General features: G+C 69.5%; 29 protein-coding genes. 26 read left to right on the forward strand and 3 right to left on the reverse strand.

Annotation, left to right across the window (positions count from 1 at the left end; genetic code table 11):
* The first annotated feature begins 53 nt into the window (after positions 1-53).
* The 11 genes from sufD to ACFYOV_RS32035 all read left to right on the forward strand — a co-directional run bounded on the left by sufD (position 54) and on the right by ACFYOV_RS32035 (position 9,007).
* Complete coding sequence (sufD, locus tag ACFYOV_RS31985; RefSeq protein ID WP_389093837.1) at positions 54-1,235, forward strand: Fe-S cluster assembly protein SufD; 1,182 nt, start codon at positions 54-56, stop codon at positions 1,233-1,235.
* Complete coding sequence (locus ACFYOV_RS31990; RefSeq protein ID WP_389093839.1) at positions 1,232-1,549, forward strand: non-heme iron oxygenase ferredoxin subunit; 318 nt, start codon at positions 1,232-1,234, stop codon at positions 1,547-1,549. Before sufD ends, ACFYOV_RS31990 begins: the two co-directional genes overlap by 4 nt.
* A gap of 7 nt (positions 1,550-1,556) precedes the next feature.
* Complete coding sequence (sufC, locus tag ACFYOV_RS31995; RefSeq protein ID WP_389093842.1) at positions 1,557-2,321, forward strand: Fe-S cluster assembly ATPase SufC; 765 nt, start codon at positions 1,557-1,559, stop codon at positions 2,319-2,321.
* Complete coding sequence (locus tag ACFYOV_RS32000; protein WP_389093844.1) at positions 2,318-3,574, forward strand: cysteine desulfurase; 1,257 nt, start codon at positions 2,318-2,320, stop codon at positions 3,572-3,574. Before sufC ends, ACFYOV_RS32000 begins: the two co-directional genes overlap by 4 nt.
* Before the next feature lie 16 nt (positions 3,575-3,590).
* Complete coding sequence (gene sufU, locus ACFYOV_RS32005; RefSeq protein ID WP_389093846.1) at positions 3,591-4,055, forward strand: Fe-S cluster assembly sulfur transfer protein SufU; 465 nt, start codon at positions 3,591-3,593, stop codon at positions 4,053-4,055.
* Positions 4,052-4,384 (forward strand): metal-sulfur cluster assembly factor, encoded by a 333-nt coding sequence (locus ACFYOV_RS32010; protein ID WP_389093849.1) that lies wholly within the window; start codon positions 4,052-4,054, stop codon positions 4,382-4,384. Before sufU ends, ACFYOV_RS32010 begins: the two co-directional genes overlap by 4 nt.
* A 145-nt stretch (positions 4,385-4,529) precedes the next feature.
* Positions 4,530-4,850: a DMT family transporter gene (locus ACFYOV_RS32015; protein WP_389093851.1), complete on the forward strand. Its 321-nt coding sequence runs from the start codon at positions 4,530-4,532 to the stop codon at positions 4,848-4,850.
* Entirely contained in the window at positions 4,850-5,392 is a 543-nt protein-coding gene (locus ACFYOV_RS32020; protein WP_389093853.1) for a TetR/AcrR family transcriptional regulator, read from the forward strand. Before ACFYOV_RS32015 ends, ACFYOV_RS32020 begins: the two co-directional genes overlap by 1 nt.
* Before the next feature lie 156 nt (positions 5,393-5,548).
* Entirely contained in the window at positions 5,549-6,538 is a 990-nt protein-coding gene (dapD, locus tag ACFYOV_RS32025; protein ID WP_389093855.1) for a 2,3,4,5-tetrahydropyridine-2,6-dicarboxylate N-succinyltransferase, read from the forward strand.
* Between the two features lie 539 nt (positions 6,539-7,077).
* Positions 7,078-8,031 carry a hypothetical protein gene (locus tag ACFYOV_RS32030; RefSeq protein WP_389093856.1) on the forward strand — a complete coding sequence of 318 codons (954 nt, stop codon included), beginning with the start codon at positions 7,078-7,080 and terminating at the stop codon, positions 8,029-8,031.
* A 415-nt stretch (positions 8,032-8,446) separates the two neighbouring features.
* Complete coding sequence (locus ACFYOV_RS32035) at positions 8,447-9,007, forward strand: HD domain-containing protein (protein ID WP_389093858.1); 561 nt, start codon at positions 8,447-8,449, stop codon at positions 9,005-9,007.
* Here the strand turns inward: ACFYOV_RS32035 and ACFYOV_RS32040 are convergent.
* On the reverse strand, positions 8,995-9,465 hold the full coding sequence (locus ACFYOV_RS32040) for an NUDIX hydrolase (RefSeq protein WP_389093860.1): 471 nt from the start codon (positions 9,463-9,465) through the stop codon (positions 8,995-8,997). The two genes, ACFYOV_RS32035 and ACFYOV_RS32040, sit on opposite strands and share 13 nt — an antisense overlap.
* Positions 9,466-9,493: 28 nt before the next feature.
* Positions 9,494-10,225 (reverse strand): XRE family transcriptional regulator, encoded by a 732-nt coding sequence (locus ACFYOV_RS32045; protein ID WP_030767829.1) that lies wholly within the window; start codon positions 10,223-10,225, stop codon positions 9,494-9,496.
* Positions 10,226-10,382: 157 nt separating this feature from the next.
* On the opposite strand from ACFYOV_RS32045, the gene ACFYOV_RS32050 reads away from it, so the two are divergent.
* From ACFYOV_RS32050 to ACFYOV_RS32110, 13 genes are all read left to right on the forward strand, one after another.
* Positions 10,383-10,736: a hypothetical protein gene (locus tag ACFYOV_RS32050; protein WP_030767832.1), complete on the forward strand. Its 354-nt coding sequence runs from the start codon at positions 10,383-10,385 to the stop codon at positions 10,734-10,736.
* Positions 10,737-10,739: 3 nt separating this feature from the next.
* Positions 10,740-12,095, forward strand: coding sequence for an FtsK/SpoIIIE domain-containing protein (locus ACFYOV_RS32055; protein ID WP_389093863.1), 1,356 nt, complete (start codon positions 10,740-10,742; stop codon positions 12,093-12,095).
* Between the two features lie 82 nt (positions 12,096-12,177).
* Positions 12,178-12,381 carry a hypothetical protein gene (locus ACFYOV_RS32060; RefSeq protein WP_246532156.1) on the forward strand — a complete coding sequence of 68 codons (204 nt, stop codon included), beginning with the start codon at positions 12,178-12,180 and terminating at the stop codon, positions 12,379-12,381.
* Positions 12,381-13,046 carry a DUF2637 domain-containing protein gene (locus ACFYOV_RS32065; RefSeq protein WP_389093864.1) on the forward strand — a complete coding sequence of 222 codons (666 nt, stop codon included), beginning with the start codon at positions 12,381-12,383 and terminating at the stop codon, positions 13,044-13,046. Before ACFYOV_RS32060 ends, ACFYOV_RS32065 begins: the two co-directional genes overlap by 1 nt.
* Before the next feature lie 19 nt (positions 13,047-13,065).
* A complete protein-coding gene (locus ACFYOV_RS32070) occupies positions 13,066-13,257 on the forward strand; it encodes a mobile element transfer protein (protein ID WP_019527587.1) in 192 nt (63 codons plus the stop codon).
* An 8-nt stretch (positions 13,258-13,265) separates the two neighbouring features.
* On the forward strand, positions 13,266-13,421 hold the full coding sequence (locus ACFYOV_RS32075; protein ID WP_106412442.1) for a hypothetical protein: 156 nt from the start codon (positions 13,266-13,268) through the stop codon (positions 13,419-13,421).
* 12 nt (positions 13,422-13,433) lie between these two features.
* Positions 13,434-13,754 (forward strand): SpdD-like protein, encoded by a 321-nt coding sequence (locus tag ACFYOV_RS32080; protein WP_389093866.1) that lies wholly within the window; start codon positions 13,434-13,436, stop codon positions 13,752-13,754.
* Between the two features lie 86 nt (positions 13,755-13,840).
* The gene (locus ACFYOV_RS32085; RefSeq protein WP_389093869.1) at positions 13,841-14,392 is read left to right on the forward strand and encodes a GGDEF domain-containing protein; all 552 of its coding nucleotides are present in this window, start codon (positions 13,841-13,843) and stop codon (positions 14,390-14,392) included.
* Positions 14,393-14,477: 85 nt separating this feature from the next.
* Complete coding sequence (locus ACFYOV_RS32090) at positions 14,478-14,669, forward strand: hypothetical protein (protein WP_389093871.1); 192 nt, start codon at positions 14,478-14,480, stop codon at positions 14,667-14,669.
* On the forward strand, positions 14,662-16,035 hold the full coding sequence (gene repSA / locus ACFYOV_RS32095; RefSeq protein ID WP_389093873.1) for a replication initiator protein RepSA: 1,374 nt from the start codon (positions 14,662-14,664) through the stop codon (positions 16,033-16,035). The genes ACFYOV_RS32090 and repSA overlap by 8 nt, the downstream gene beginning before the upstream one ends.
* Entirely contained in the window at positions 16,029-16,238 is a 210-nt protein-coding gene (locus tag ACFYOV_RS32100) for a helix-turn-helix transcriptional regulator (RefSeq protein WP_389093875.1), read from the forward strand. The genes repSA and ACFYOV_RS32100 overlap by 7 nt, the downstream gene beginning before the upstream one ends.
* A complete protein-coding gene (locus tag ACFYOV_RS32105; protein WP_389093877.1) occupies positions 16,238-17,479 on the forward strand; it encodes a tyrosine-type recombinase/integrase in 1,242 nt (413 codons plus the stop codon). The genes ACFYOV_RS32100 and ACFYOV_RS32105 overlap by 1 nt, the downstream gene beginning before the upstream one ends.
* A gap of 323 nt (positions 17,480-17,802) precedes the next feature.
* Positions 17,803-18,030 (forward strand): hypothetical protein, encoded by a 228-nt coding sequence (locus ACFYOV_RS32110; RefSeq protein WP_389093880.1) that lies wholly within the window; start codon positions 17,803-17,805, stop codon positions 18,028-18,030.
* Positions 18,031-18,033: 3 nt separating this feature from the next.
* Here ACFYOV_RS32110 and dapA read toward each other — a convergent pair whose 3' ends face one another.
* Positions 18,034-18,936 (reverse strand): 4-hydroxy-tetrahydrodipicolinate synthase, encoded by a 903-nt coding sequence (gene dapA / locus ACFYOV_RS32115; RefSeq protein ID WP_389093882.1) that lies wholly within the window; start codon positions 18,934-18,936, stop codon positions 18,034-18,036.
* A 278-nt stretch (positions 18,937-19,214) separates the two neighbouring features.
* Here dapA and ACFYOV_RS32120 point away from each other — a divergent pair, with 278 nt between their 5' ends.
* Both ACFYOV_RS32120 and ACFYOV_RS32125 read left to right on the forward strand, forming a co-directional pair.
* Positions 19,215-19,634, forward strand: a complete 420-nt coding sequence (locus ACFYOV_RS32120) for a phage holin family protein (RefSeq protein WP_389093885.1) — start codon at positions 19,215-19,217, stop codon at positions 19,632-19,634.
* Positions 19,635-19,645: 11 nt separating this feature from the next.
* Positions 19,646-20,170, forward strand: coding sequence for a DUF3618 domain-containing protein (locus tag ACFYOV_RS32125; protein ID WP_389093889.1), 525 nt, complete (start codon positions 19,646-19,648; stop codon positions 20,168-20,170).
* Positions 20,171-20,275 lie beyond the last annotated feature (105 nt).

Here is a 20,275-nt window from a genome sequence, read left to right on the forward strand (position 1 = left end):
CGCACGCCGCCCCATCACGCCACTTACGCAGGAAAGAGAGCACAACGACAGCCATGGCCGAGGCCCAGAACATCCCGGTGGGCTCCACCACCGCCGGCTCGATCGCGGTCGCCGCCGAGTCGACCGTCGCCACGCGCATGAGCGCGCCCCCGTCCTTCGACGTGGCGGACTTCCCCGTCCCCCACGGCCGTGAGGAGGAGTGGCGGTTCACCCCCCTGGAGCGGCTGCGCGGCCTGCACGACGGCACCGCCGTCGCCACCGGCGGCGTCAAGGTCGCCATCGAGGCCCCCGAGGGCGTCACCGTCGAGACCGTCGGCCGTGACGACGCCCGGCTCGGCCGCGCCGGCACCCCGGTGGACCGCGTCGCCGCCCAGGCGTACTCCTCCTTCGAGCAGGCCTCGGTCGTGACCGTGCCCAAGGAGACCGTCCTCACCGAGCCGATCCGCATCGCGGTGCACGGCGAGGGCGGCACCGCCTACGGCCACCAGGTGATCGAGCTCGGCGCGTTCGCCGAGGCCGTCGTGGTCATCGACCACACCGGTGACGCCGTGCTCGCCGCCAACGTCGACTACGTCCTCGGCGACGGCGCCAGGCTGACCGTCGTCTCCGTGCAGGACTGGGACGACAAGGCCGTGCACGTGGCCCAGCACAACGCCCTCGTCGGCCGCGACGCCGGCTTCAAGTCGGTCGTCGTCACCTTCGGCGGCGACGTGGTCCGGCTGCACCCCCGGGTGACCTACGCGGGCCCCGGCGGCGAGGCCGAGCTGTTCGGCCTGTACTTCACCGACAAGGGCCAGCACCAGGAGCACCGCCTCCTGGTCGACCACAACGTGGCGCACTGCAAGTCCAACGTCGTCTACAAGGGCGCCCTCCAGGGCGACCAGGCGCATGCCGTGTGGATCGGTGACGTGCTCATCGAGGCCGCCGCCGAGGGCACCGACACCTACGAGATGAACCGCAACCTGGTCCTCACCGACGGTGCCCGGGTCGACTCCGTGCCCAACCTGGAGATCGAGACCGGCGAGATCGTCGGCGCCGGCCACGCCTCCGCCACCGGCCGCTTCGACGACGAGCAGCTCTTCTACCTGATGGCCCGGGGCATTCCCGAGCACGAGGCCCGCCGACTGGTGGTCCGCGGCTTCTTCGCCGAGCTCGTCCAGCAGATCGGTCTCCCGGACATCGAGGAGCGCCTGATCGGCAAGATCGAGGACGAGCTGGAGGCGTCGGTCGCATGAGCTTCCAACGCGCCTGCGGGCTGAGCGAGCTGGAGGAGGACACCCCGAAGCGGGTGGAGCTCGACGGCACGCCGGTCTCCATCGTGCAGACCGAGGGTGAGGTGTTCGCGATCCACGACATCTGCTCGCACGCGAACGTCTCCCTCTCGGAGGGCGAGGTGGACGACTGCCACATCGAGTGCTGGCTGCACGGCTCGCGTTTCGACCTCCGTTCCGGCAAGCCCGACGCCCTTCCGGCGACGCGCCCCGTCCCCGTATACCCCGTAAAGATCGAAGGGGACGACGTGCTCGTCTCCCTCACCCAGGAGTCCTGAGGCACCCATGGCAACGCTTGAAATCCGAGACCTGCACGTCACCGTCGAGGCCGACAACGCCACGAAGGAGATCCTCAAGGGCGTCGACCTCACCGTGAAGCAGGGCGAGACGCACGCCATCATGGGCCCCAACGGCTCGGGCAAGTCGACCCTCGCCTACTCGCTCGCGGGTCACCCCAAGTACACGATCACCGGCGGCACCGTCACCCTCGACGGCGAGGACGTCCTGGAGATGTCCGTCGACGAGCGCGCCCGCGCCGGCCTGTTCCTCGCCATGCAGTACCCCGTCGAGGTCCCCGGCGTCTCGGTCTCCAACTTCCTGCGCACCTCCGCCACCGCCATCCGCGGCGAGGCCCCCAAGCTGCGCACCTGGGTGAAGGAGGTCAAGGAGGCCATGGAGCGCCTCAACATGGACCCCGCCTTCGCCGAGCGCAACGTCAACGAGGGCTTCTCCGGCGGTGAGAAGAAGCGCCACGAGATCCTCCAGCTGGAGCTGCTCAAGCCGAAGATCGCGATCCTCGACGAGACCGACTCCGGCCTGGACGTCGACGCCCTGCGCGTCGTCTCCGAGGGCGTCAACCGCGTCCGCGAGTCCGGCGAGGTCGGCACCCTGCTGATCACGCACTACACGCGCATCCTGCGCTACATCAAGCCCGACCACGTCCACGTGTTCGCCGCCGGCCGGATCGTCGAGTCGGGCGGCCCCGAGCTGGCGGACAAGCTGGAGAACGAGGGCTACGAGGCATACGTGAAGGGTGGCGCATCCGCGTGACACAGTTGCCGGGCCTCCTCGACGCCGAGGCGCTCCGCAAGGACTTCCCGATCCTGGACCGGGTGCTCCACGACGGTAAGAAGCTGGTGTACCTGGACAACGCCGCGACGTCCCAGACGCCGCGCCAGGTCCTCGACGTGCTCTCCGAGTACTACGAGCAGCACAACGCCAACGTCCACCGTGGTGTGCACGTGCTCGCCGAGGAGGCCACGGCGCTGTACGAGGGCGCACGCGACAAGGTCGCCGCGTTCATCAACGCGCCGAGCCGTGACGAGGTGATCTTCACCAAGAACGCCTCCGAGTCGCTCAACCTCGTGGCCAACATGCTCGGCTGGGCCGACGAGCCCTACCGGGTGGACTCCGACACCGAGATCGTCATCACGGAGATGGAGCACCACTCCAACATCGTGCCGTGGCAGCTGCTCGCGCAGCGCACGGGCGCGAAGCTGAAGTGGTTCGGCCTCACCGACGACGGCCGCCTCGACCTGTCCGACATCGACGCGATCATCACCGAGAAGACGAAGATCGTCTCCTTCGTGCTGGTCTCCAACATCCTGGGCACGCTCAACCCGGTCGAGGCGATTGTGCGCCGCGCCCAGGAGGTCGGCGCGCTGGTCTGCGTCGACGCCTCCCAGGCCGCGCCGCACATGCCGCTGGACGTGCAGGCCCTGCAGGCCGACTTCGTGGCCTTCACCGGCCACAAGATGTGCGGCCCGACCGGCATCGGCGTCCTGTGGGGCCGCCAGGAGCTGCTGGAGGACCTGCCCCCGTTCCTCGGCGGCGGCGAGATGATCGAGACCGTGTCGATGAGCTCGTCGACCTACGCCCCCGCCCCGCACAAGTTCGAGGCGGGCACCCCGCCGATCGCCCAGGCGGTCGGTCTGGGCGCGGCGATCGACTACCTCCAGTCGATCGGCATGGACAGGATCCTCGCCCACGAGCACGCGCTCACCGAGTACGCGGTCAAGCGCCTGAGCGAGGTCCCCGACCTGCGGATCATCGGCCCCACCACGGCCGAGGACCGCGGTGCCGCGATCTCCTTCACACTGGGCGACATCCACCCGCACGACGTGGGCCAGGTCCTCGACGAACAGGGCATCGCGGTCCGCGTCGGCCACCACTGCGCCCGCCCGGTCTGCCTTCGGTACGGAATTCCTGCGACCACGCGAGCGTCGTTCTATCTGTACTCCACGCCGGCGGAGATCGACGCGCTCGTCGACGGCCTGGAGCACGTACGGAACTTCTTCGGCTGAGGGGCTGGCTGGAATCGTGAAGCTGGATTCGATGTACCAGGAAGTCATCCTGGACCACTACAAGAACCCGCACGGGCGGGGCTTGCGGGATGGCGACGCGGAGGTGCATCACGTCAACCCGACGTGCGGCGACGAGATCACGCTGCGCGTGAAGTACGACGGCACGACGATCAGCGACGTCTCCTACGAGGGGCAGGGCTGCTCGATCAGCCAGGCCAGCGCCTCCGTGCTGAACGAGCTGCTGGTCGGCAAGGAACTCACCCAGGCGCAGAAGATCCAGGAGACCTTCCTGGAGCTGATGCAGTCCAAGGGGAAGATCGAGCCCGACGACGCGATGGAGGACGTCCTGGAGGACGCGGTCGCGTTCGCCGGGGTGTCCAAGTACCCGGCCCGGGTGAAGTGCGCCCTCCTCAGCTGGATGGCGTGGAAGGACGCGACGGCCCAGGCGCTGGGCGCCGACGCCGAAAGGACAACGGCATGAGCGAGACCGTGGAGATGAAGCCCGCCTCGGAGGAAGAGGTCCGCGAGGCCCTGATGGACGTGGTCGACCCCGAACTGGGTATCGACGTCGTCAACCTCGGCCTGATCTACGGCATCCACATCGACGACTCCAATGTGGCGACCGTCGACATGACTCTGACCTCGGCGGCCTGCCCGCTGACCGATGTCATCGAGGACCAGGCCAAGTCCGCCACGGACGGCCTCGTCAGCGAGCTGCGCATCAACTGGGTCTGGATGCCGCCGTGGGGCCCCGACAAGATCACGGACGACGGGCGGGAGCAGCTCCGGGCGCTCGGCTTCAACGTCTGAGACACACGGCATGTCCTCGGACCCGACGTCTACGTCTGAGAGGCACGGCACTTCCCGGTAACGGCGACGCCTTCGGGCGTCGCCGTTTCGCGTGCGCGGGGGAGGACCTCCGGTGGTGTCGCGGCCGTTGTGTACGCTCGTACACATGGGATACCTGCTGCTGGCCGGGGCCATCGCCGCCGAGGTCGTCGGGACCACCGCCATGAAGTACAGCGAGGGCTTCAGCAAGTGGGGGCCGTCCCTGCTGACCGTCGTCGGATACCTCGTCTCCTTCGGGCTGCTCGCCCAGACCCTGAAGACCCTCTCCGTCGGCACCGCCTACGCCATCTGGTCCGGCGTCGGCACCGCGGCCATCGCCACGATCGGGATCGTGTTCATGGGCGAGGGGATGACCCTGGTGAAGGCCGCCGGCATCGCACTGATCATCGTTGGAGTGGTGGTGCTGAACCTGGGAGGCGCGCACTGATGGCCCGGCGCCACGACCCCGAGCGGCGGCAGCGCATCATCGACGCGGCGATCCGGGTCGCCGGCCGGAGCGGTATCGCCGGGCTGAGCCACCGCAGCGTCGCCGCGGAGGCGGACGTCCCGCTCGGCTCCACGACGTACCACTTCAAGACCCTCGACGACCTCATGGTCGCCGCCCTGCGGCAGGCCAACGAGGGCTTCGCCGAGGCGGTCGCCGCGCGCGGCGGCCTGGAGGATCCGCGGACCGACCTGGCGGCCGAACTCGCCGCCCTGCTGGGCGAGTGGCTGGCCGGCGAGCGCACCGGCGTGGAACTGGAGTACGAGCTCTACCTGGCCGCCCTGCGCCGCCCCGCGCTGCGCCCCGTCGCCGCCGAGTGGTGCGAGGCCGTCGCGGTCCGCCTCGCCCACCGCACGGACCCGGTGACCGCCCGCGCCCTGGTCGCCCTGATGGACGGCATCTGCCTCCAGGTCCTGCTGACGGGCACGCCCTACGACGAGGCATATGCGCGGGAGGTGCTGGGGCGGCTCGTTCCAGGAGCGTGACGGCCGGTCGGCGGTGAGCCGGGGCTCGGTGAGGGGCTCGCGGCACGGTGAGCGCGGTGGCGGTGCCGGCCCCGCTCACCGGCCTGCCCGCTCGCCGACCGAGACGGCAGCCGCGCTGGTTCGCATCGCCGGTGCCGGGACGGTTAGGTTGCCCTCATGACCGACACGACTGCTCACAGCACCACCGGCGCAGTGGCCGCCGGCCTCGCCACCATCGCTGCCGACGGCACCGTCCTCGACACCTGGTTCCCCGCGCCCGTACTCACCGGCGAGCCCGGCCCCTCCGGCACCGAGCGGCTGTCCGCCGAGCGGGCCGCGGAGCTGCTCGGCGGCGGTGCCACCGCGGCGATCGGGCCCGACGCCCGCCGGGGTGTCGAGGTCGTCGCGGTCCGCACGGTCATCTCCTCGCTCGACGAGAAGCCGATCGACGCGCACGACGTCTATCTGCGCCTGCACCTGCTGTCGCACCGGCTCGTCAAACCACACGGCCAGAGCCTCGACGGCATGTTCGGCTTCCTCGCCAACGTCGCCTGGACCTCGCTCGGCCCGGTCGCCGTGGACGACCTCGAGAAGGTCCGCCTCAACGCCCGGGCCGAGGGGCTGCACCTCCAGGTGACGTCGATCGACAAGTTCCCGCGCATGACGGACTACGTGGCGCCCAAGGGCGTCCGGATCGCCGACGCCGACCGGGTCCGCCTCGGCGCGCACCTCGCCGAGGGCACCACCGTCATGCACGAGGGCTTCGTCAACTTCAACGCCGGCACGCTCGGCACGTCGATGGTCGAGGGCCGCATCTCCGCGGGTGTCGTCGTGGGCGACGGCTCGGACATCGGCGGCGGCGCCTCCACCATGGGCACGCTGTCCGGCGGCGGCAACGTGATCATCTCCATCGGCGAGCGCTGCCTGATCGGCGCCGAGGCGGGCGTCGGCATCGCGCTGGGCGACGAGTGCGTGGTCGAGGCCGGCCTGTACGTCACCGCGGGCACCCGCGTCACCATGCCCGACGGCCAGGTCGTCAAGGCCCGCGAACTCTCCGGCGCCTCCAACATCCTCTTCCGCCGCAACTCGGTCACCGGTGCGGTGGAGGCCCGGCCGAACAACGCGGTGTGGGGTGGGCTGAACGAGATCCTGCACAGCCACAACTGATCACAGGCGGCCGTGACCTGCAGCCGCCGAACCGATCAACGCCCTGACCTGCTGCTGAGCTGTCGGCACCTGTCGACGTTGGTCACCATTGAGCGCCCTTCCACGGCCCCAACACGGCCCGGGAGGGCGCTTCTGTTGACCAGGTGCTTAGAAGATGCGGGCATGCCGTGATGGGCCGGTCTGATCGTTCCGTGCCGCCACCATGTCAGGCCGCCGAGCGCTGCTGCCGTGCACGGTCGTTGCCGTCAGACGCTGAGACGATATCTAAACAGCGGTCGTTCGGCGGCGGATGACCTTGGACGGCCCGGGTGGGGCTGTCAGCACCAGTGATGTCATCTGAGCGCACAAGCGATGCACTCTTGTCTTCGCCTGTTGCCGTGCTTCCACCAGGACGCGTCTCACCGTCTTGACGCCCTCGCAGTCGTTGATGCGGCCCATTAACCTAATTGGACTAACACTCGTGGCCGTCACGGCGACCCCCTGTGAAGCTTGTCTTAGGGTCCTGTCTATCAAACGGACGACGGAGTTAGGGGTCGGCTATGCGGAGCACGTCAACACCTCGAAAGAATCGGCGAATAAACCTCATCTCACTGATCACGGTAGCACTTCTCGTCGTGGCGCCTTTGTATCTCCTTGCGGTCACTGTAGCCATTCGGTCCAACCTTTTTGATTTCGATAAGGGTGCCCTGGATGCCAACGACACCAAGGCATTGTGGGCATTCATAGGTTCCGGTATAGCTGCTGCGGTCACACTTACTGGGCTCCTCGTCACCGCAAATCATAACCGACAAGTTGAGAGGCGTCTCGGCCTGGATACTGCTGTTAAAGGGATCGCTCTGACGCACAGAGATGACGGAAGTTACGCACAGAAAGCGGTACTGGCGGGGGCCCTCTCGACTCTCGTCCACCTGTATCACCCTGTGATTGCCATGAGGATGCTTTCGGCGACCTGGCGTGAGGATGCAGCCGACACTGCAAGTGCAATCTGGATCATCGACGAAGTACTTGAGGACGGAACGCCCGAGAGCCAGATCGAAGCGGCAAGGCTTTTTTATCAGCACGCCGACCAGCTGTGCTACGCATCTCCCGGGCAATACGAGTTTCCGGCAATTCTAGAGAAAAAGTGGCCAGCTAAACTGCCTTGGGATGCACGCCTTGCACTGCTTACCGGACTTCCTAAATTCTTGACGTCTAAGCCGAAGCAGTGGTGGACCGACGGTCATCACTGGATATGCCCACTCCTTGAGGCGGTAATAAAAGACGACAACGATAAGAGCCTTAAGGCTTTCGCGCATGACATGCTCGGGAGATTGTTGTCTGATGTCGAGCCGTCGGACGCTGCTCATCGCCTGGGCAATAAGAAGAGAACCTTCAGGGAAATGAAGAAGACTATCGATGATTACACCCCGAAAGCGGGTGACAGATTTACTGATGCGGAGACACAGGGACTGCTGGCTAGGATTCAGGATTGGATGGAAGGGAAGACGCTCTGAGCGTGCGCGCTTACGCAAGGGCGGCGGAGCGGCTTTGGGCTGGAGCTGATTTGGCGCGAGTGATCATGGCCCATTACGCTAGCCAGCGAATCGGGCAGGTTTGTGAGCCTGCCCGTTAGTGCCCGATTTTGGGCCATGATCTTCGAGGCTCGCGCCAAATTGGCTGCCTAAAGCCGTGGAGTCGACCGGCCCCAGCCACAAAGAGTTTTTTGCCTTGGCCCGCATGCACGCAGCGCGCCGCCGGGCGCGGCCAGCCGGGGCGCAGACAGGAGGCAGGCCGCGCCGCAGAGGCGGCGCGCGCCCGCGCCGTGCGCGGGCCTTGATGAAGTAGGGAAAGTCTTACCGCACCCATGATCGGCAACCGCCCCGATCGTGGCCTGTCGGCTCTCTGCTCGCCTCGGCTAACGTTCCATGCATGCCTTCTGCACTGGACACGCCCCAGGGAGCGGCTGAACTCGCCGAATCCCTGCTCCCTCCACTCGGGAACCGCTGGCTGCACACTCAGGCCGTGGCCGCTCGGGCTCGCGAGGCTTCCGCGGCTGTGTCCGAGGCGGACCGGGATCTCCTCGTAGCTGCCGCGTGGCTGCATGACATCGGCTACGCCCCCGAGCTGCGTGACACCGGCTTCCATCCCCTCGACGGTGCCCGGTACCTCGAATCGCTGAGTGCGCCGGCGCGCCTGGTGCAGCTCGTCGCTCATCACTCCGGGGCCGTGTACGAGGCGGAGCAACGCGGGCTCTCGGCAGAGCTGGCTGTCTACGAGCGGGAAGACTCCCCGGTTCTGGACGCTCTGATCTTCGCTGACATGACGTCCGGCCCCGCCGGGCAGTCCTTCGACTTCGACACCCGGATTGACGAGATCCTGGTCCGTTACGAGCCCGGCAGCGAGGTGCACAACGCGATCAGCAAGGCACGGCCGTACCTCCAAGGGGCGGTCGAGCGGACTCGCGACCGCTTGGCGCATCAGCCGATGTAGGGCTCCGACCGGTCGGCCAGGCCATGCTCGATCCGCATGCGCATCGACGGGTGGATGTTCAGCTCGTCCAGCTTGCTCGGGTCGACGAACGCCACTTCCTTGCTCTCGCTGCTCGTCCGCAGCTCGCCGCCGGTGATGCGGGCGCGGAAACAGATGGAGAACTGCTGGCGGACCTCGCCGTCGTCGTACGCCATGACGTGGCCTGGGTTGGTGTAGATGCCGACGAGGCCGGTCACCTCAACGTCGAAGCCGGTCTCTTCCTTCGTCTCGCGTACGGCTGCGTCGGGCGCTGACTCGCCCAGGTCGATGCCACCTCCGGGCAGGGCCCAAAGGTCGTTGTCGGTCTTGTGGATCAACAAGACCTCTCCGGCCTCGTTGCGTGCAACGGCGGTCACGGAGGGGACGAGGCTGTTCGCCTTCGGGGCGTTGGGATCGTTGAAGTAGTCGACACGGGCCATGTGTTCAGCGTTGCACGTCCAGGGCTCGTTACGCCTCCCGGCCCCGCTCCCATGCGTAGTCGAAGCTCCGCATGTAGTGCCGGAAGGTCCGCGCTCCGGGGAGGTACCGGAAGTGCATCACCGGGTTCTGACCGGCGGGAGCTCCGAGGACGTGCGGGTTCACGAGAACGTCCTCGTCGAACCGGTAGATCGAGTTGTAGAGGATCGTGTCGTGCAGCCGGACTTCGACGCCGGGCGTCGACATGGCGGGCTCGAGGTAGCGCCGGGTGATGCGGGCACGTGCGGCCAGGTCACCGCCGATGCCCTCTTCTTCGCCTCGCTGGCGGACCGCTTCGGAGTCGGGGTCCCCGAGCAGGATGCGGACCTGGGCGCCGGCCTTCGCCTTCTCGGCCAGTTGGTCGGGCAGGTCCGGGTTGCTGTCGAAGAGGAAGAGTCCGGCGTACACGAGGATGTCGACCTGGTCCGTTGCCTTCTCGATCAGGGATGACCAGAGCGGGGCGGGCACCGCGCCACGGTGCGGGTAGTACGTGATCAGTTCGGACGTGCTGGCCTTCTCCGCTTGTTTCTCCACGGACGGCCAGAGGTAGACCTCGTCGACTCCGAGGAAGCTCGCCGCCTTCCACCGGTGCCCGCGGTGCGGAGTGCGGCCGGTGGTGATCCACCGCTCGACGCTCTTGGGGTCCACTCCGACGTGCTCGGCAACGGACTGGATTGTCTCGCCCTTCGCTGAAATCGCCGCGCGCAGACGCTCGTTCGCCATGACGTGCCCTTCACTCGGACGGCTAGGGACGTTTTGACGGTAGCTCAGACGTCCCCAAACGTCCATACGGGCGGTGATGCGTCCACCCCTCCTCACGGTCTCCTGATCTCACCGACGGGATGTCGGTCAACACCTCACCGCAACAGGAGACAAGACGATGCGTCAGATCCCCGTAGACACTGCCAACGCCACCGTGATGGTCGCCAAGGCCCCGCAGCCCAAGGTGAAGGATCGCCGGACCGGTGAGATCGCCCTCGACAAGGACGGTGCCACCCTGATGGTCGTGGAGGTCATGTTCTCCACGCCCGACGAGGTGGAGATCCTCAAGCTCACCGTTCCGCAGTCCGGCGTCTCCGAGGACCTGGACATGGGTACCCCGGTGGTCCTGACCGGCCTGGTCGCCTCGCCGTGGGAGAACGAGTTCAACGGCCAGAAGCGGCACGGCATCGCCTTCCGCGCGGTCGCGGTGACCTCGCTCACCGCTGCGGACTCGGCCTCGAAGGCGGCCTGAGCCATGACGTGGCTGATCGTCGCCCTGGTGCTGGTCGTCGCCGCTGCGGGTCTCCTGCGGTGGCGGCGCCCCGCCTGGTACTGGCTGACCTTCGGGGTCACCCTCGCCGCGCTGCGGGTCCTGGTCCGGTACGGCTCGGTCATGGACGCCTGCTGCCTCACCGTCCCGGCCCCTCGCTGGCGACTGGCCCTGGCCCGGATGACGAACCGCCCCGTTCCCGGACCCCGTGCCCCGCGCATCCTGCGGGTCCGAGTGACCCGGACCGGCCTGGTGCTCCGGCTCAAGCTCCGCCCCGGTCAGGACGCCTTCGACGTGGCCGCCTCGTGTGACCGGCTGCGGCACTCGTTCGCCATGTACGGCGTGACCTCTCGTGAGCTGCGCTCGGGTGTGGTCGAGCTGCGCATGACCGGCTACGACGTACTCAAGCGCGTGCAGATGCCTGCCGTGGTCGACACCCGACCGATGCGGGTCCCGGTTGCCCTGCGTGAAGACGGGGCCGTCCACTACCGCGACTACCGAGCCGTGCCCCACGCGCTCACCCTCGGTGCGACGGAGTCCGGGAAGTCGGTCTATCAGCGCAATCTCGTCGCCGCCCTCGCGCCGCAGCACGTCGCCTTGATCGGCATCGACTGCAAGCAGGGTGTCGAGCTGTTCCCGCTGGTCCGCCGGTTCTCCGCGCTCGCCGACAACCCCGACACCGCCGCTGAACTCCTCGACGCGCTGGTGTCCCACATGGAGGACGTCTACCAGCTCATCCGGGCCGAACAGCGGATCACCGCCGACGTGCCGGATGCGGAGATCGCCGCCGACATCTGGGACCTGCCCGAAGACCTGCGTCCGGTACCCATCGTGGTCCTGGTCGACGAGGTCGCCGAACTCGCCCTCTTCGCGACCAAGGAGGAGGAGAAGCGGCGGGACCGCATCATCACCGCCCTGGCCCGGCTCGCCCAACTCGGCCGCGCGGCCGGCATTTACCTGGAAGTCTGCGGGCAGCGCTTCGGCTCCGAACTCGGCAAGGGCATCACCATGCTCCGCGCCCAGCTCACCGGTCGCACCGCCCACCGCGTCAACGACGAATCCTCCGCCAATATGGCCCTCGGCGACATCGCCCCGGACGCCGTCCTCGCCGCGATTCAGATCCCCACGGACACCCCCGGCGTCGCCATCACCGGCGACTCGACCGGCGGCTGGGCCCGCATCCGCGCCCCGCACACCTCGCTGCGGCAGGCCGTGAACATCTGCAACCGGCACGCCGACCTGACCCCGGACCTTCCCGCCCTGGCCCCGTTCAGGCCCGCGCTCGGCACCCTCACACCGGTTCCGGCCCCGGCTGTCGAGTCCGCCCCGGCCGCTGCCTGAGCCACACCCCCTGATCGGTCGGCGTGACCGCTCTTCGCGCCAAGTCCCTACCCCTGCCATGCCAGAAACCGGAGGTGAACCCGTGGACACCCGCGAGGACTTCAACCGCACGGTGCAGCTGCTCAGCGCCCTGGCCCTGTACGCCCACACCTATGGAGCCGACCCCGCCTTCGTCGACGCCATCGGCCCCTCCCTGGCCGTCTCCCTCCCCGAACCCCCGCCCGGCATCTTCCCGCCCGGCTACGACCCCACCGACGGCCCCCAGTACCCGGGAGGGCAGCCGTGATGGCCCGCCTCCGCGTCGACGCCGTCCTGGTCCAGGCCGTCATCGCCGGGGCGCTGTCCTTCGCGCACCTGCACGACCTCGCCGCCGCTGCCGGACAGGACGGCTGGAAGGCCTGGGCCTATCCGGTCTCGGTCGACCTGCTCCTGGTCGCCGCCTGGCGTCGACTGCGCACGGACGGGCCCTCCCGGCTCGCCTGGTCCTGGTTCCTCATCGCCCTGGTCGCATCCCTCGGCGCCAACGTCGCCACCGCCGGACTCCTCGACCTGGACGACGTCCCGGCCTGGCTGCGCATCCTCGTCGCCGCCTGGCCCGCCCTGGCCTTCATGGGCGGCACCCTCCTTGCCCACTCACCTACTCGGCAGGAGCCGGAAGCGCCGGCACCCTCCGCCCCGGATCCGGAACATGAGCCCAAACCGGTCACCGTTGTTGAGCCGGACCCGGAACCTCCAGCCGTAGCGGTCCCGGCGGCCGAGGAAGCCCCGGCGCTGCCCACCGCGAAGCCTCGTCCGGTGGTGCCGGTCCCGGCCGCGCTGGTCGACCACGCTCGCAAGGTCGCTGCCGACCACCAGGAGCGCACCGGAGCCCGGATCGACACCGACACCCTCCGCGCCCGCCTCGGAGTCCCGCCCCAGCTCGCCGACGCCATCGCCGCCCAGCTCACCTGACCCGAGAGGAGACCCCGTCATGCCCGCCCGCGACTTCTTCCACTCCGTGATGCGCATCGGCCCGGTGCAGATCGGCACCCACCGCGACCGCAACGGCCAGACCAAGCACGCCGCCGTGTGCAGCTCGGACGGCTGCGGCTGGTCCGCCGACTACTCCAGCCAGTCCGCCGCCCAGCTCGCCGCCCGCACCCACCGCTGCAAGGTCCGCTAGGAGGCCCCGTGGACGTCCCCCTCTGGTTCGCCCTGGTCGTCGTCGGCTGGCTCGGCGTCAAGCTCATCCGCCCGCCGCTCTGGCTGGTCCTGGTGCTGCTGCTGGGCGGCTACCTCCTCGCCGACAGCCTCCTGTCCCCGGTCATCGACACCGCCGTCAAGTAAGGAGACCTGCTCATGTTCCGGCCCAAGCTCCCGACCATGCCCCAGCCCACCGGCACGGCCACACCTCCCACCGTGGTGGAGCCGACCGCCATCACCCCGGGCACCTCGGTTTCGCCGCCCGCCCCGGCCCCGGTCGCTGCTGCCTCCGCCCGGCCCACGGTCCAGCTCACCCCCGGCACCGCGCTCGCCCTGGTCGGCGGCGGCACCGCCGTGGTCCTGGTCGTCGGCGCCGTCCTGGTCTCCATGCTCCTGGCCGTCGCCATCACCGCCGCCTCGGTCGCCGTCTGCGCCGTCGTCCTGCGCTCGCTGCTCTCCTCCCAGCACCGCCGCTGACCGGTCCCGAAGACGTCGCACAAGCCGCCAAGCACGCCGCCGCCGGGACCGCACTCGGCAACCGCCATCGCTGAAGGGAGAACGTCATGGATCTGCAGATAGCCGCCATCCTGGTGCCGTTACTGGGCTGGGCCGTGCACGGGAGCGTCCTCGCTTACCGGCTCGCCTCGGCCCGCCGTGACCCGCTGACCGGTCTGCACACCCGCGCCGGGTGGACCGCCCGCGCCGAACACTGCATCCGCCGGCACCCGTCCACGGCCGTGCTCTTGGTCGACCTCGACCGCTTCAAGACGCTCAACGACACCCACGGCCATGCCGCCGGGGACGCCGCCCTCGTCGCCACCGCCGACCGTCTCCGGGCCTGGTGCGGCCGTCACGGCACTGCCGGGCGTCTGGGAGGAGATGAGTTCGTCGCCGTCGTCCGGGACCTGGCCGCCGCCGACCTCGATGCGCTGACCGCCGCACTCAACCGGCCGCTTTCCTACAACGGCGTCTCACTCCCGCTGGCCGCCTCCGTCGGCGTCTGCCACCTACCCGAGCTGCCGGTACCGCTGCTGACCGATGCGCTCGCTGCCGCCGACGCGGCCATGTACGCGACCAAGGGCCGTGGCCGCCGGGGCTCACGCCTCTCACACTGAGAGGCCACCGGGTGGCGCACAAGCCGCCAAGCACGCCGCCACCCGGGGCCGTTCCTTCCAACCGCAATCGAAAGGAACCACCATCATGACCCAGCACACCCCGCCCGCGTCGCGTATCTGCCCGGCCTGCGACGGCTTCGCCACGGTCGCCGTCACCATCGGCGGCCGAGACCCGCGCGGCCACCTGCGCACCATCACCGCGCACTGCCCCGCCTGCCACGGCACCGGCACCGGCACCGTCACCGTCCGCCGCGTCTGGGAGGGCGCTGGTGCCTGAGACGCTGCTCGAACCGACCACCCTCGGCGACCTGCTGAGGGTGGCTTCGGCTTCCGACTACCACCGCTGGGAAGAACAGATCCGCCGAACCGGCGGCTGCGCCGACCCCATCCACCTGACCGGCTGGACGATCCATAAGGACAAGACCACCGGCGAGATCCTGCACCACTACTCCACCGAGGGCGAGCCGGGCGGCCGTCTCCGCGTCGCCTGCGGCAACCGGCGTGCCTCCCGCTGCCCCTCCTGTGCCTGGACCTACGCGGGCGACACTTACCACCTCATCCGCGCCGGTCTCGCCGGGGACGACCGCCGCGACATCCCCGCCACCGTCCGCGATCACCCCCGGGTCTTTGCCACTCTCACCGCACCCTCGTTCGGCCCGGTGCACAACCGCCCCGACCGCGGCGTCTGCTGCTGCGGCACTCGCCACGCCACGGACGCCCCCGAGCTGGGCACTGCCCTTGACCCGGCCACGTACGACTACGCGGGCGCGGTGCTGTTCAACAACCACGCGGGGCAGCTCTGGCAGCGCTTCACCAACCGGCTCCGCCGCGAGATCGCCGCCCGCGCCGGCCTCACCCAGCGCGAGCTGAAAGAGCGTGCCCGGTTGTCGTACGGCAAGGTCGCCGAGTTCCAGAAGCGCGGTGCTCTGCACTTTCACGCCGTGATCCGCCTCGACGGCCCGGACGGCCCGGACACTGCGCCGCCCTCCTGGGCCACCGTGCAGCTGCTCGCCGATGCGATCCGGGCCGCCGCCGCGCACTCCTACACCTCGGTCTCCGTCCCGGCCTCCGCCGACCAACCTGCCCGGACCTTCCGCTGGGGCACCCAGCTCGACGTCCGGCCCGTGAAGGCTTTCGGGGACGGCTCCGACATCACCGAACAGGCGGTCGCCTCCTACGTCGCCAAGTACGCCACCAAGGCCGCCGAGAACACCGGCACCCTGGACCGCCGCATCGGCGAACTCTCCGAACTCGACCGCCACCAGATCCCGGACCACACCCGCCGCCTGATCGAAGCCTGCAAGACGCTCGACCCGCTCTACCCGGACCGACGGCTGTGGGCCTGGGCTCACATGCTCGGCTTCCGCGGCCACTTCTCCACCAAGTCCCGCCGCTACTCGACCACCCTCGGCGCCCTCCGCCAGGCCCGCGCCGACTACCGGGCAGCCCAGGAGCACGCCGCCCTCGGCCTCGAGGACGCCGAGCCGGACACCGTCCTCGTCCTCGCCGACTGGCAGTACGCCGGACACGGCCACACCCCCGGCGAATCCGTCCTCGCCGCCACCATCGCCCGCGACTTCCAACTCAACCGCGAAACCGCCCGCGAGGAACTCGCCCTGCTGCCAGACGAGAAGGAATGGTGACCATGCCAACCCGACTGCCCGACCGCTACCTCACCCCCGAGGACCTGGTCCGGCTCTTCGAGCTGCCCAGTGTCGAGACCGTCTACCAGTGGCGGAGGAAGCGCATGGGGCCCCGAGGCTTCCGGGTCGGCCGGCACCTCCGGTACGACCCCGCAGAGGTGCAGGCATGGGTGAGGTCCCGCACGGAAGGGGCCGCCGCCTGATGGCCGGACACGTTCAGGACCGCTGGTACAAGACCGTCCCCGGGCCGGACGGCAAGACCGTCAGGGCCAGGACCGACCGCTACGGTGTCGGCCACCGCTACCGCGCCCGGTACATCGCGCCGGACGGCTCCGAGAAGTCCAAGAGCTTCCCGGACAAGCAGAAGCGCAAGGCCGAAGCCTGGCTGTCCAACATCGAAGCGGACATGTCCCAGGGGCGGTACATCGACCCGGCTGCGGGCTCGGTGACCTTCGCGCAGTACGCCAAGGAATGGATGGCGGCGCTCACCATCGACCCGGTGACCCGTGAGAGCGTAGAGATCCGCCTGCGGGTCCACGCCCTTCCGTACCTCGGTGATCGGCCCATGGCGTCCTTCCGGCCCTCGCACCTGCGCGCGTGGATGCGTCAGCTGGAGGCGACCGGGCGCGCGGCCTCCTACCGGCGGTCGATCTTCGCCAACGTGTCTGCCGTGTTCACGGCGGCCGTGGAAGACCGGATCATCGCCGAGAACCCCTGCCGGGCTCGCTCGGTGCGGGCGCCCTCGCTCGACGGCCGGAAGATCAAGCCCTGGTCCGTCGACCGCGTCATGGCCATGCACGAAGCCACACCGGACGCCTACCGGGAGATGATCTCCCTGGGGGCGGGCTGTGGCCTCCGTCAGGGCGAGATCTTCGGCCTCGCTCTTGAGGACATCGACTTCCTCGGCGGTACGGTCCACGTCGTCCGGCAGGTCAAGCTCATCCGCGGCGTGCAGGCTGTCTTCGGTCCGCCCAAGGGCGGAAAAGAGCGGCACGTCCCGCTGCCCGAGTCCGTCTCCTTCGCACTGGCGGCGCACATCACGAAGCATGAGCCGGTAGCGGTCACCTTGCCTTGGAAGACCCCGGACGGCCCGCCCGTCACGGCCTCGCTGCTCTTCGTCAATGCTCGGCGCCAATGGCTCCACCGGTTCCGCTTCAACCGGTCCGTATGGCGTCCGGCTCTCACTTCGGCCGGCATACCGCTCGGACGCGAGAACGGCATGCATGCCCTCCGTCACTTCTACGCCTCCGTGCTCCTGGACGCGGGGGAGAGCATCAAGGCCCTGAGCGAGTACCTGGGGCACCACGACCCGAGCTTCACGCTCCGCACGTACACGCACCTGATGCCGAACAGCGAGGCGCGCACCCGGGCCGCCGTGGATCGCGTCTTCCGGGACCCGGAGAGCACCGAGGACGGCCCCGAAACGGCCCCCGGGGCAAGCTGACCCCCTGACCTGCATGCCAATCAGAACAGCCACAACTGAACGGTGGTCGGCCTGAGCGCCCTTTCCGAGCCGGGGACGGTTCGGGGAGGGCGCTTCGTGTCGTGCGCGGTGGGTGTGGTTCCTCTTTCGGCTCGTCTTCTCCTCCTCTTCTCCTTGGCGGTCCGGTTCTCGCTGGATGTACCGGTTCTTCCTTGCTGTTCCGGTTTCTTGGTTCCGCTCTCCTCGTCCGGGTTGTTTCGCGTGACCTCATGGGGGTGCGGGGCGATGAACTGGTGGACGCAGAGTCCGATCAGAGGTCGAGCCTATGAAACGAGGGATCCGGGATGAGGGACGAACGGGTGAGGGGCACGGCGCGTCGACTGGCCGGTGTGGTGGCGGTGGTCGGGGTGTGCTGCTGGGCCGGGGCCGGGGTCGCGTGCGCGGATGAGACCAACGCGGCGTCGCACAACGGGCCCCGGGTCGCTCTGGTCAACATGGGTCAGGTCGACGATCCGATGGAGGACGTGCTGGAGCACACGCTCTTGTTCGGGGACGGGTACGCCTGGAGTTGACACCTACGCGGCCCGGTCCGCCAGTGCCTCGTACGCCGACCGGAGTTCGTCGGTCGCGCGGCGGTCGGCCGGCCTCAGCGGGGGGCGTGGTGGGCCTGCCGGGAGGCCCAGGGTGGACAGGAGGGCCTTCGCGGTGACCGCGCCGGGGAGGCCGTTCGCCATCATCGCCTCGATGAGGGGGACGGCCTGCTGCTGGAGGCGGGCCGCCGTCGTCGTCCGGCCCGCGTCGAAGGCGTCAAGGACGGCGCGGAAGTGGGCCGGGACGGCGTTCGCGACCGTGCTGATGTAGCCCGTGGCGCCGACCGCGTAGAGGGCCAGGACGTGTTCGTCGCATCCGGCGTAGTACGCCAGGTCTGTGCGGGCGAGGATCTTCTGGGTGGTCAGGAAGTCGTAGGAGCAGTCCTTCACCGCCGTGATCCTCGGGTGCTCGGACAGGCGCAGGATCGTGTCGGGCTCGATCCGGGTGCCCGTGCGGGCCGGGATGTCGTACAGCGTGACGGGCAGGTCCGTGGCGCCCGCGATCTCACGGAAGTGTGCCTCGATCGCGTCCTGTGGGGGCCGGCTGTAGTACGGGGTGACCGCCAGCAGGCCGTCCGCGCCCGCCTCCTGTGCGGCCCGGGCGAGCCTCGTCGTGTGGCGGGTGTCCGGGGTGCCCACGCCGGCGACGATGCTCGGGCCGGGGCCCACGGCCTCTCGTACCGCCCTGATGAGGGCGGCCTTCTCCTCGTCCGTGGTGGTCGGCGATTCCCCTGTCGTGCCGGACAGGACGACGCCGTCGCAGCCGTTCGTCACCAGGTGGTGGGCGAGGCGCTGGGCGGCGGGGAGGTCCAGGGCGCCGGTGGGGGTGAAGGGGGTGATCATGGCGCAGAGGGCGCGGGGGGTGGGGGGCGTCGGTGTTGAGGTCATGCGGGTAGTGTCCGGGAGCGTGATCGTGAAGTTCCACTTAAATTTGCTGTCTGGTATTGGTTAGGGATGCTTTGCATTCCATGGGGGCTGGAAGGGGCTGGGGAGCGAGCGGGCCTTGGGTGGGGCTCCGGGGAAGCGGGCCTTGGGTGGGGCTCGGGGGAGTGCTCTTGCTTGCGTGGGGGCACGGTGAGGTGCGGCGAGGAGTGGTGAGGTGCGGTGGGGTGGGGTGCCGGTCGTGGGGGTACTCGGCAGGTCCGTGACCGAGAGGAGGCGGAACCGTGACCGGAACCATCAACCAGCGGCCGGTCCGCGACGAGCACCACAGCGTCGGGGAACTCGTCGGGCAGGCCACCGAACAGCTTTCCCGACTCGTACGGCAGGAGATGGCCCTCGCGAAGGAGGAGCTGGCCGAGAAGGGCCGGCGTGCGGGCAGGGGCGGAGGGCTGCTGGGCGCGGCGGGGGCGTTCGCCTACGCCGGTCTGCTGGCGTTGGCGGGGACCGGGGTGGCCGCCCTGGCGCTGGTGCTGCCCGTCTGGGCCGCGGCGCTGATCGTGACGGCGGTGCTGTTCGTCATCGCGGCGGTGCTGGGGGCGATGGGGCGGGGGCAGTTGCGCAGGGCCACGCCGCCGACGCCGCAGGCGGCGCTGGGGAGCGTCAAGGCCGACGTCGAGGAGATCAAGGGAAGGGCTCACCGATGACCGATGAGGCGATGGGTGCGGGCGCGGGCGCCGGTGCGGGCGCCGGTGCGCGGGCGGGTGCGGGTGCGGGTGCCGGGGCAGGCGCTGGTGCCGGCGGGAGTGCCGGGGCCAAGGGGCCGGACGAGTTGCGGCGGCAGATCGAGCGGACTCGGCACGAACTGGGCGACACGGTGGAGCAGTTGGCGGGGAAGATGGATGTGAAGGGGCGGGCTCGGGCGCGGGCGGAGGACCTGCGGGACAAGGCCGGGGCGATGACCGTGCAACTGCGGAGCACGGCCGCGCACGCCGGTCATGCCGTGCAGGACAGGGCGTCGCATGCGGGGCACGGGGCGCGGCGGCCCGTGCTGCTCGCGGGGGCGGCGGCGGGGGCCGCCGTGGTGGCCGCGGGTGTGGTGATGCGGTGGCACGGGGGGCCCGGGGGGCAATGGGGGCACTGGGGGTATCGCGGTGGGCCCGTGCGTCGTGGCGGGCTGCTGGGTGGGGGTGCGCGTCGGATGCCTGCGGCGCCTGTGCGGGTTCGGTGGGGGCGGGTGTAGCGCCCTCGGTTCGGTGGTGGGGCGGGGCCGGGGGGGGGGGGGGGGGGCGCGGGGGGGGGGGGGGAAGGGGGGGCGGGGGGCGGGGGGGGGGTGGCGCCGGGCGCC

The organism is Streptomyces sp. NPDC005931 (assembly GCF_042871235.1).
Classification (GTDB): domain Bacteria; phylum Actinomycetota; class Actinomycetes; order Streptomycetales; family Streptomycetaceae; genus Streptomyces.

Bases quoted from the DNA above. Each gene is read 5' to 3' on its own strand.
- sufC (WP_389093842.1), top strand. From the start codon at position 1,557: ATGGCAACGCTTGAAATCCGAGACCTGCACGTCACCGTCGAGGCCGAC.
- ACFYOV_RS32070 (WP_019527587.1), top strand. From the start codon at position 13,066: ATGCCCGCCCGCGACTTCTTCCACTCCGTGATGCGCATCGGCCCGGTG.
- ACFYOV_RS32090 (WP_389093871.1), top strand. From the start codon at position 14,478: ATGACCCAGCACACCCCGCCCGCGTCGCGTATCTGCCCGGCCTGCGAC.
- dapD (WP_389093855.1), top strand. From the start codon at position 5,549: ATGACCGACACGACTGCTCACAGCACCACCGGCGCAGTGGCCGCCGGC.
- ACFYOV_RS32080 (WP_389093866.1), top strand. From the start codon at position 13,434: ATGTTCCGGCCCAAGCTCCCGACCATGCCCCAGCCCACCGGCACGGCC.
- ACFYOV_RS32050 (WP_030767832.1), top strand. From the start codon at position 10,383: ATGCGTCAGATCCCCGTAGACACTGCCAACGCCACCGTGATGGTCGCC.
- ACFYOV_RS32065 (WP_389093864.1), top strand. From the start codon at position 12,381: ATGGCCCGCCTCCGCGTCGACGCCGTCCTGGTCCAGGCCGTCATCGCC.
- ACFYOV_RS32125 (WP_389093889.1), top strand. From the start codon at position 19,646: ATGGGTGCGGGCGCGGGCGCCGGTGCGGGCGCCGGTGCGCGGGCGGGT.
- sufD (WP_389093837.1), top strand. From the start codon at position 54: ATGGCCGAGGCCCAGAACATCCCGGTGGGCTCCACCACCGCCGGCTCG.
- ACFYOV_RS31990 (WP_389093839.1), top strand. From the start codon at position 1,232: ATGAGCTTCCAACGCGCCTGCGGGCTGAGCGAGCTGGAGGAGGACACC.
- ACFYOV_RS32085 (WP_389093869.1), top strand. From the start codon at position 13,841: ATGGATCTGCAGATAGCCGCCATCCTGGTGCCGTTACTGGGCTGGGCC.
- ACFYOV_RS32020 (WP_389093853.1), top strand. From the start codon at position 4,850: ATGGCCCGGCGCCACGACCCCGAGCGGCGGCAGCGCATCATCGACGCG.
- ACFYOV_RS32110 (WP_389093880.1), top strand. From the start codon at position 17,803: ATGAGGGACGAACGGGTGAGGGGCACGGCGCGTCGACTGGCCGGTGTG.
- ACFYOV_RS32035 (WP_389093858.1), top strand. From the start codon at position 8,447: ATGCCTTCTGCACTGGACACGCCCCAGGGAGCGGCTGAACTCGCCGAA.
- dapA (WP_389093882.1), bottom strand. From the start codon at position 18,936: ATGACCTCAACACCGACGCCCCCCACCCCCCGCGCCCTCTGCGCCATG.
- ACFYOV_RS32010 (WP_389093849.1), top strand. From the start codon at position 4,052: ATGAGCGAGACCGTGGAGATGAAGCCCGCCTCGGAGGAAGAGGTCCGC.
- ACFYOV_RS32015 (WP_389093851.1), top strand. From the start codon at position 4,530: ATGGGATACCTGCTGCTGGCCGGGGCCATCGCCGCCGAGGTCGTCGGG.
- ACFYOV_RS32100 (WP_389093875.1), top strand. From the start codon at position 16,029: ATGGTGACCATGCCAACCCGACTGCCCGACCGCTACCTCACCCCCGAG.
- ACFYOV_RS32030 (WP_389093856.1), top strand. From the start codon at position 7,078: ATGCGGAGCACGTCAACACCTCGAAAGAATCGGCGAATAAACCTCATC.
- ACFYOV_RS32040 (WP_389093860.1), bottom strand. From the start codon at position 9,465: ATGGCCCGTGTCGACTACTTCAACGATCCCAACGCCCCGAAGGCGAAC.
- ACFYOV_RS32045 (WP_030767829.1), bottom strand. From the start codon at position 10,225: ATGGCGAACGAGCGTCTGCGCGCGGCGATTTCAGCGAAGGGCGAGACA.
- ACFYOV_RS32055 (WP_389093863.1), top strand. From the start codon at position 10,740: ATGACGTGGCTGATCGTCGCCCTGGTGCTGGTCGTCGCCGCTGCGGGT.
- ACFYOV_RS32105 (WP_389093877.1), top strand. From the start codon at position 16,238: ATGGCCGGACACGTTCAGGACCGCTGGTACAAGACCGTCCCCGGGCCG.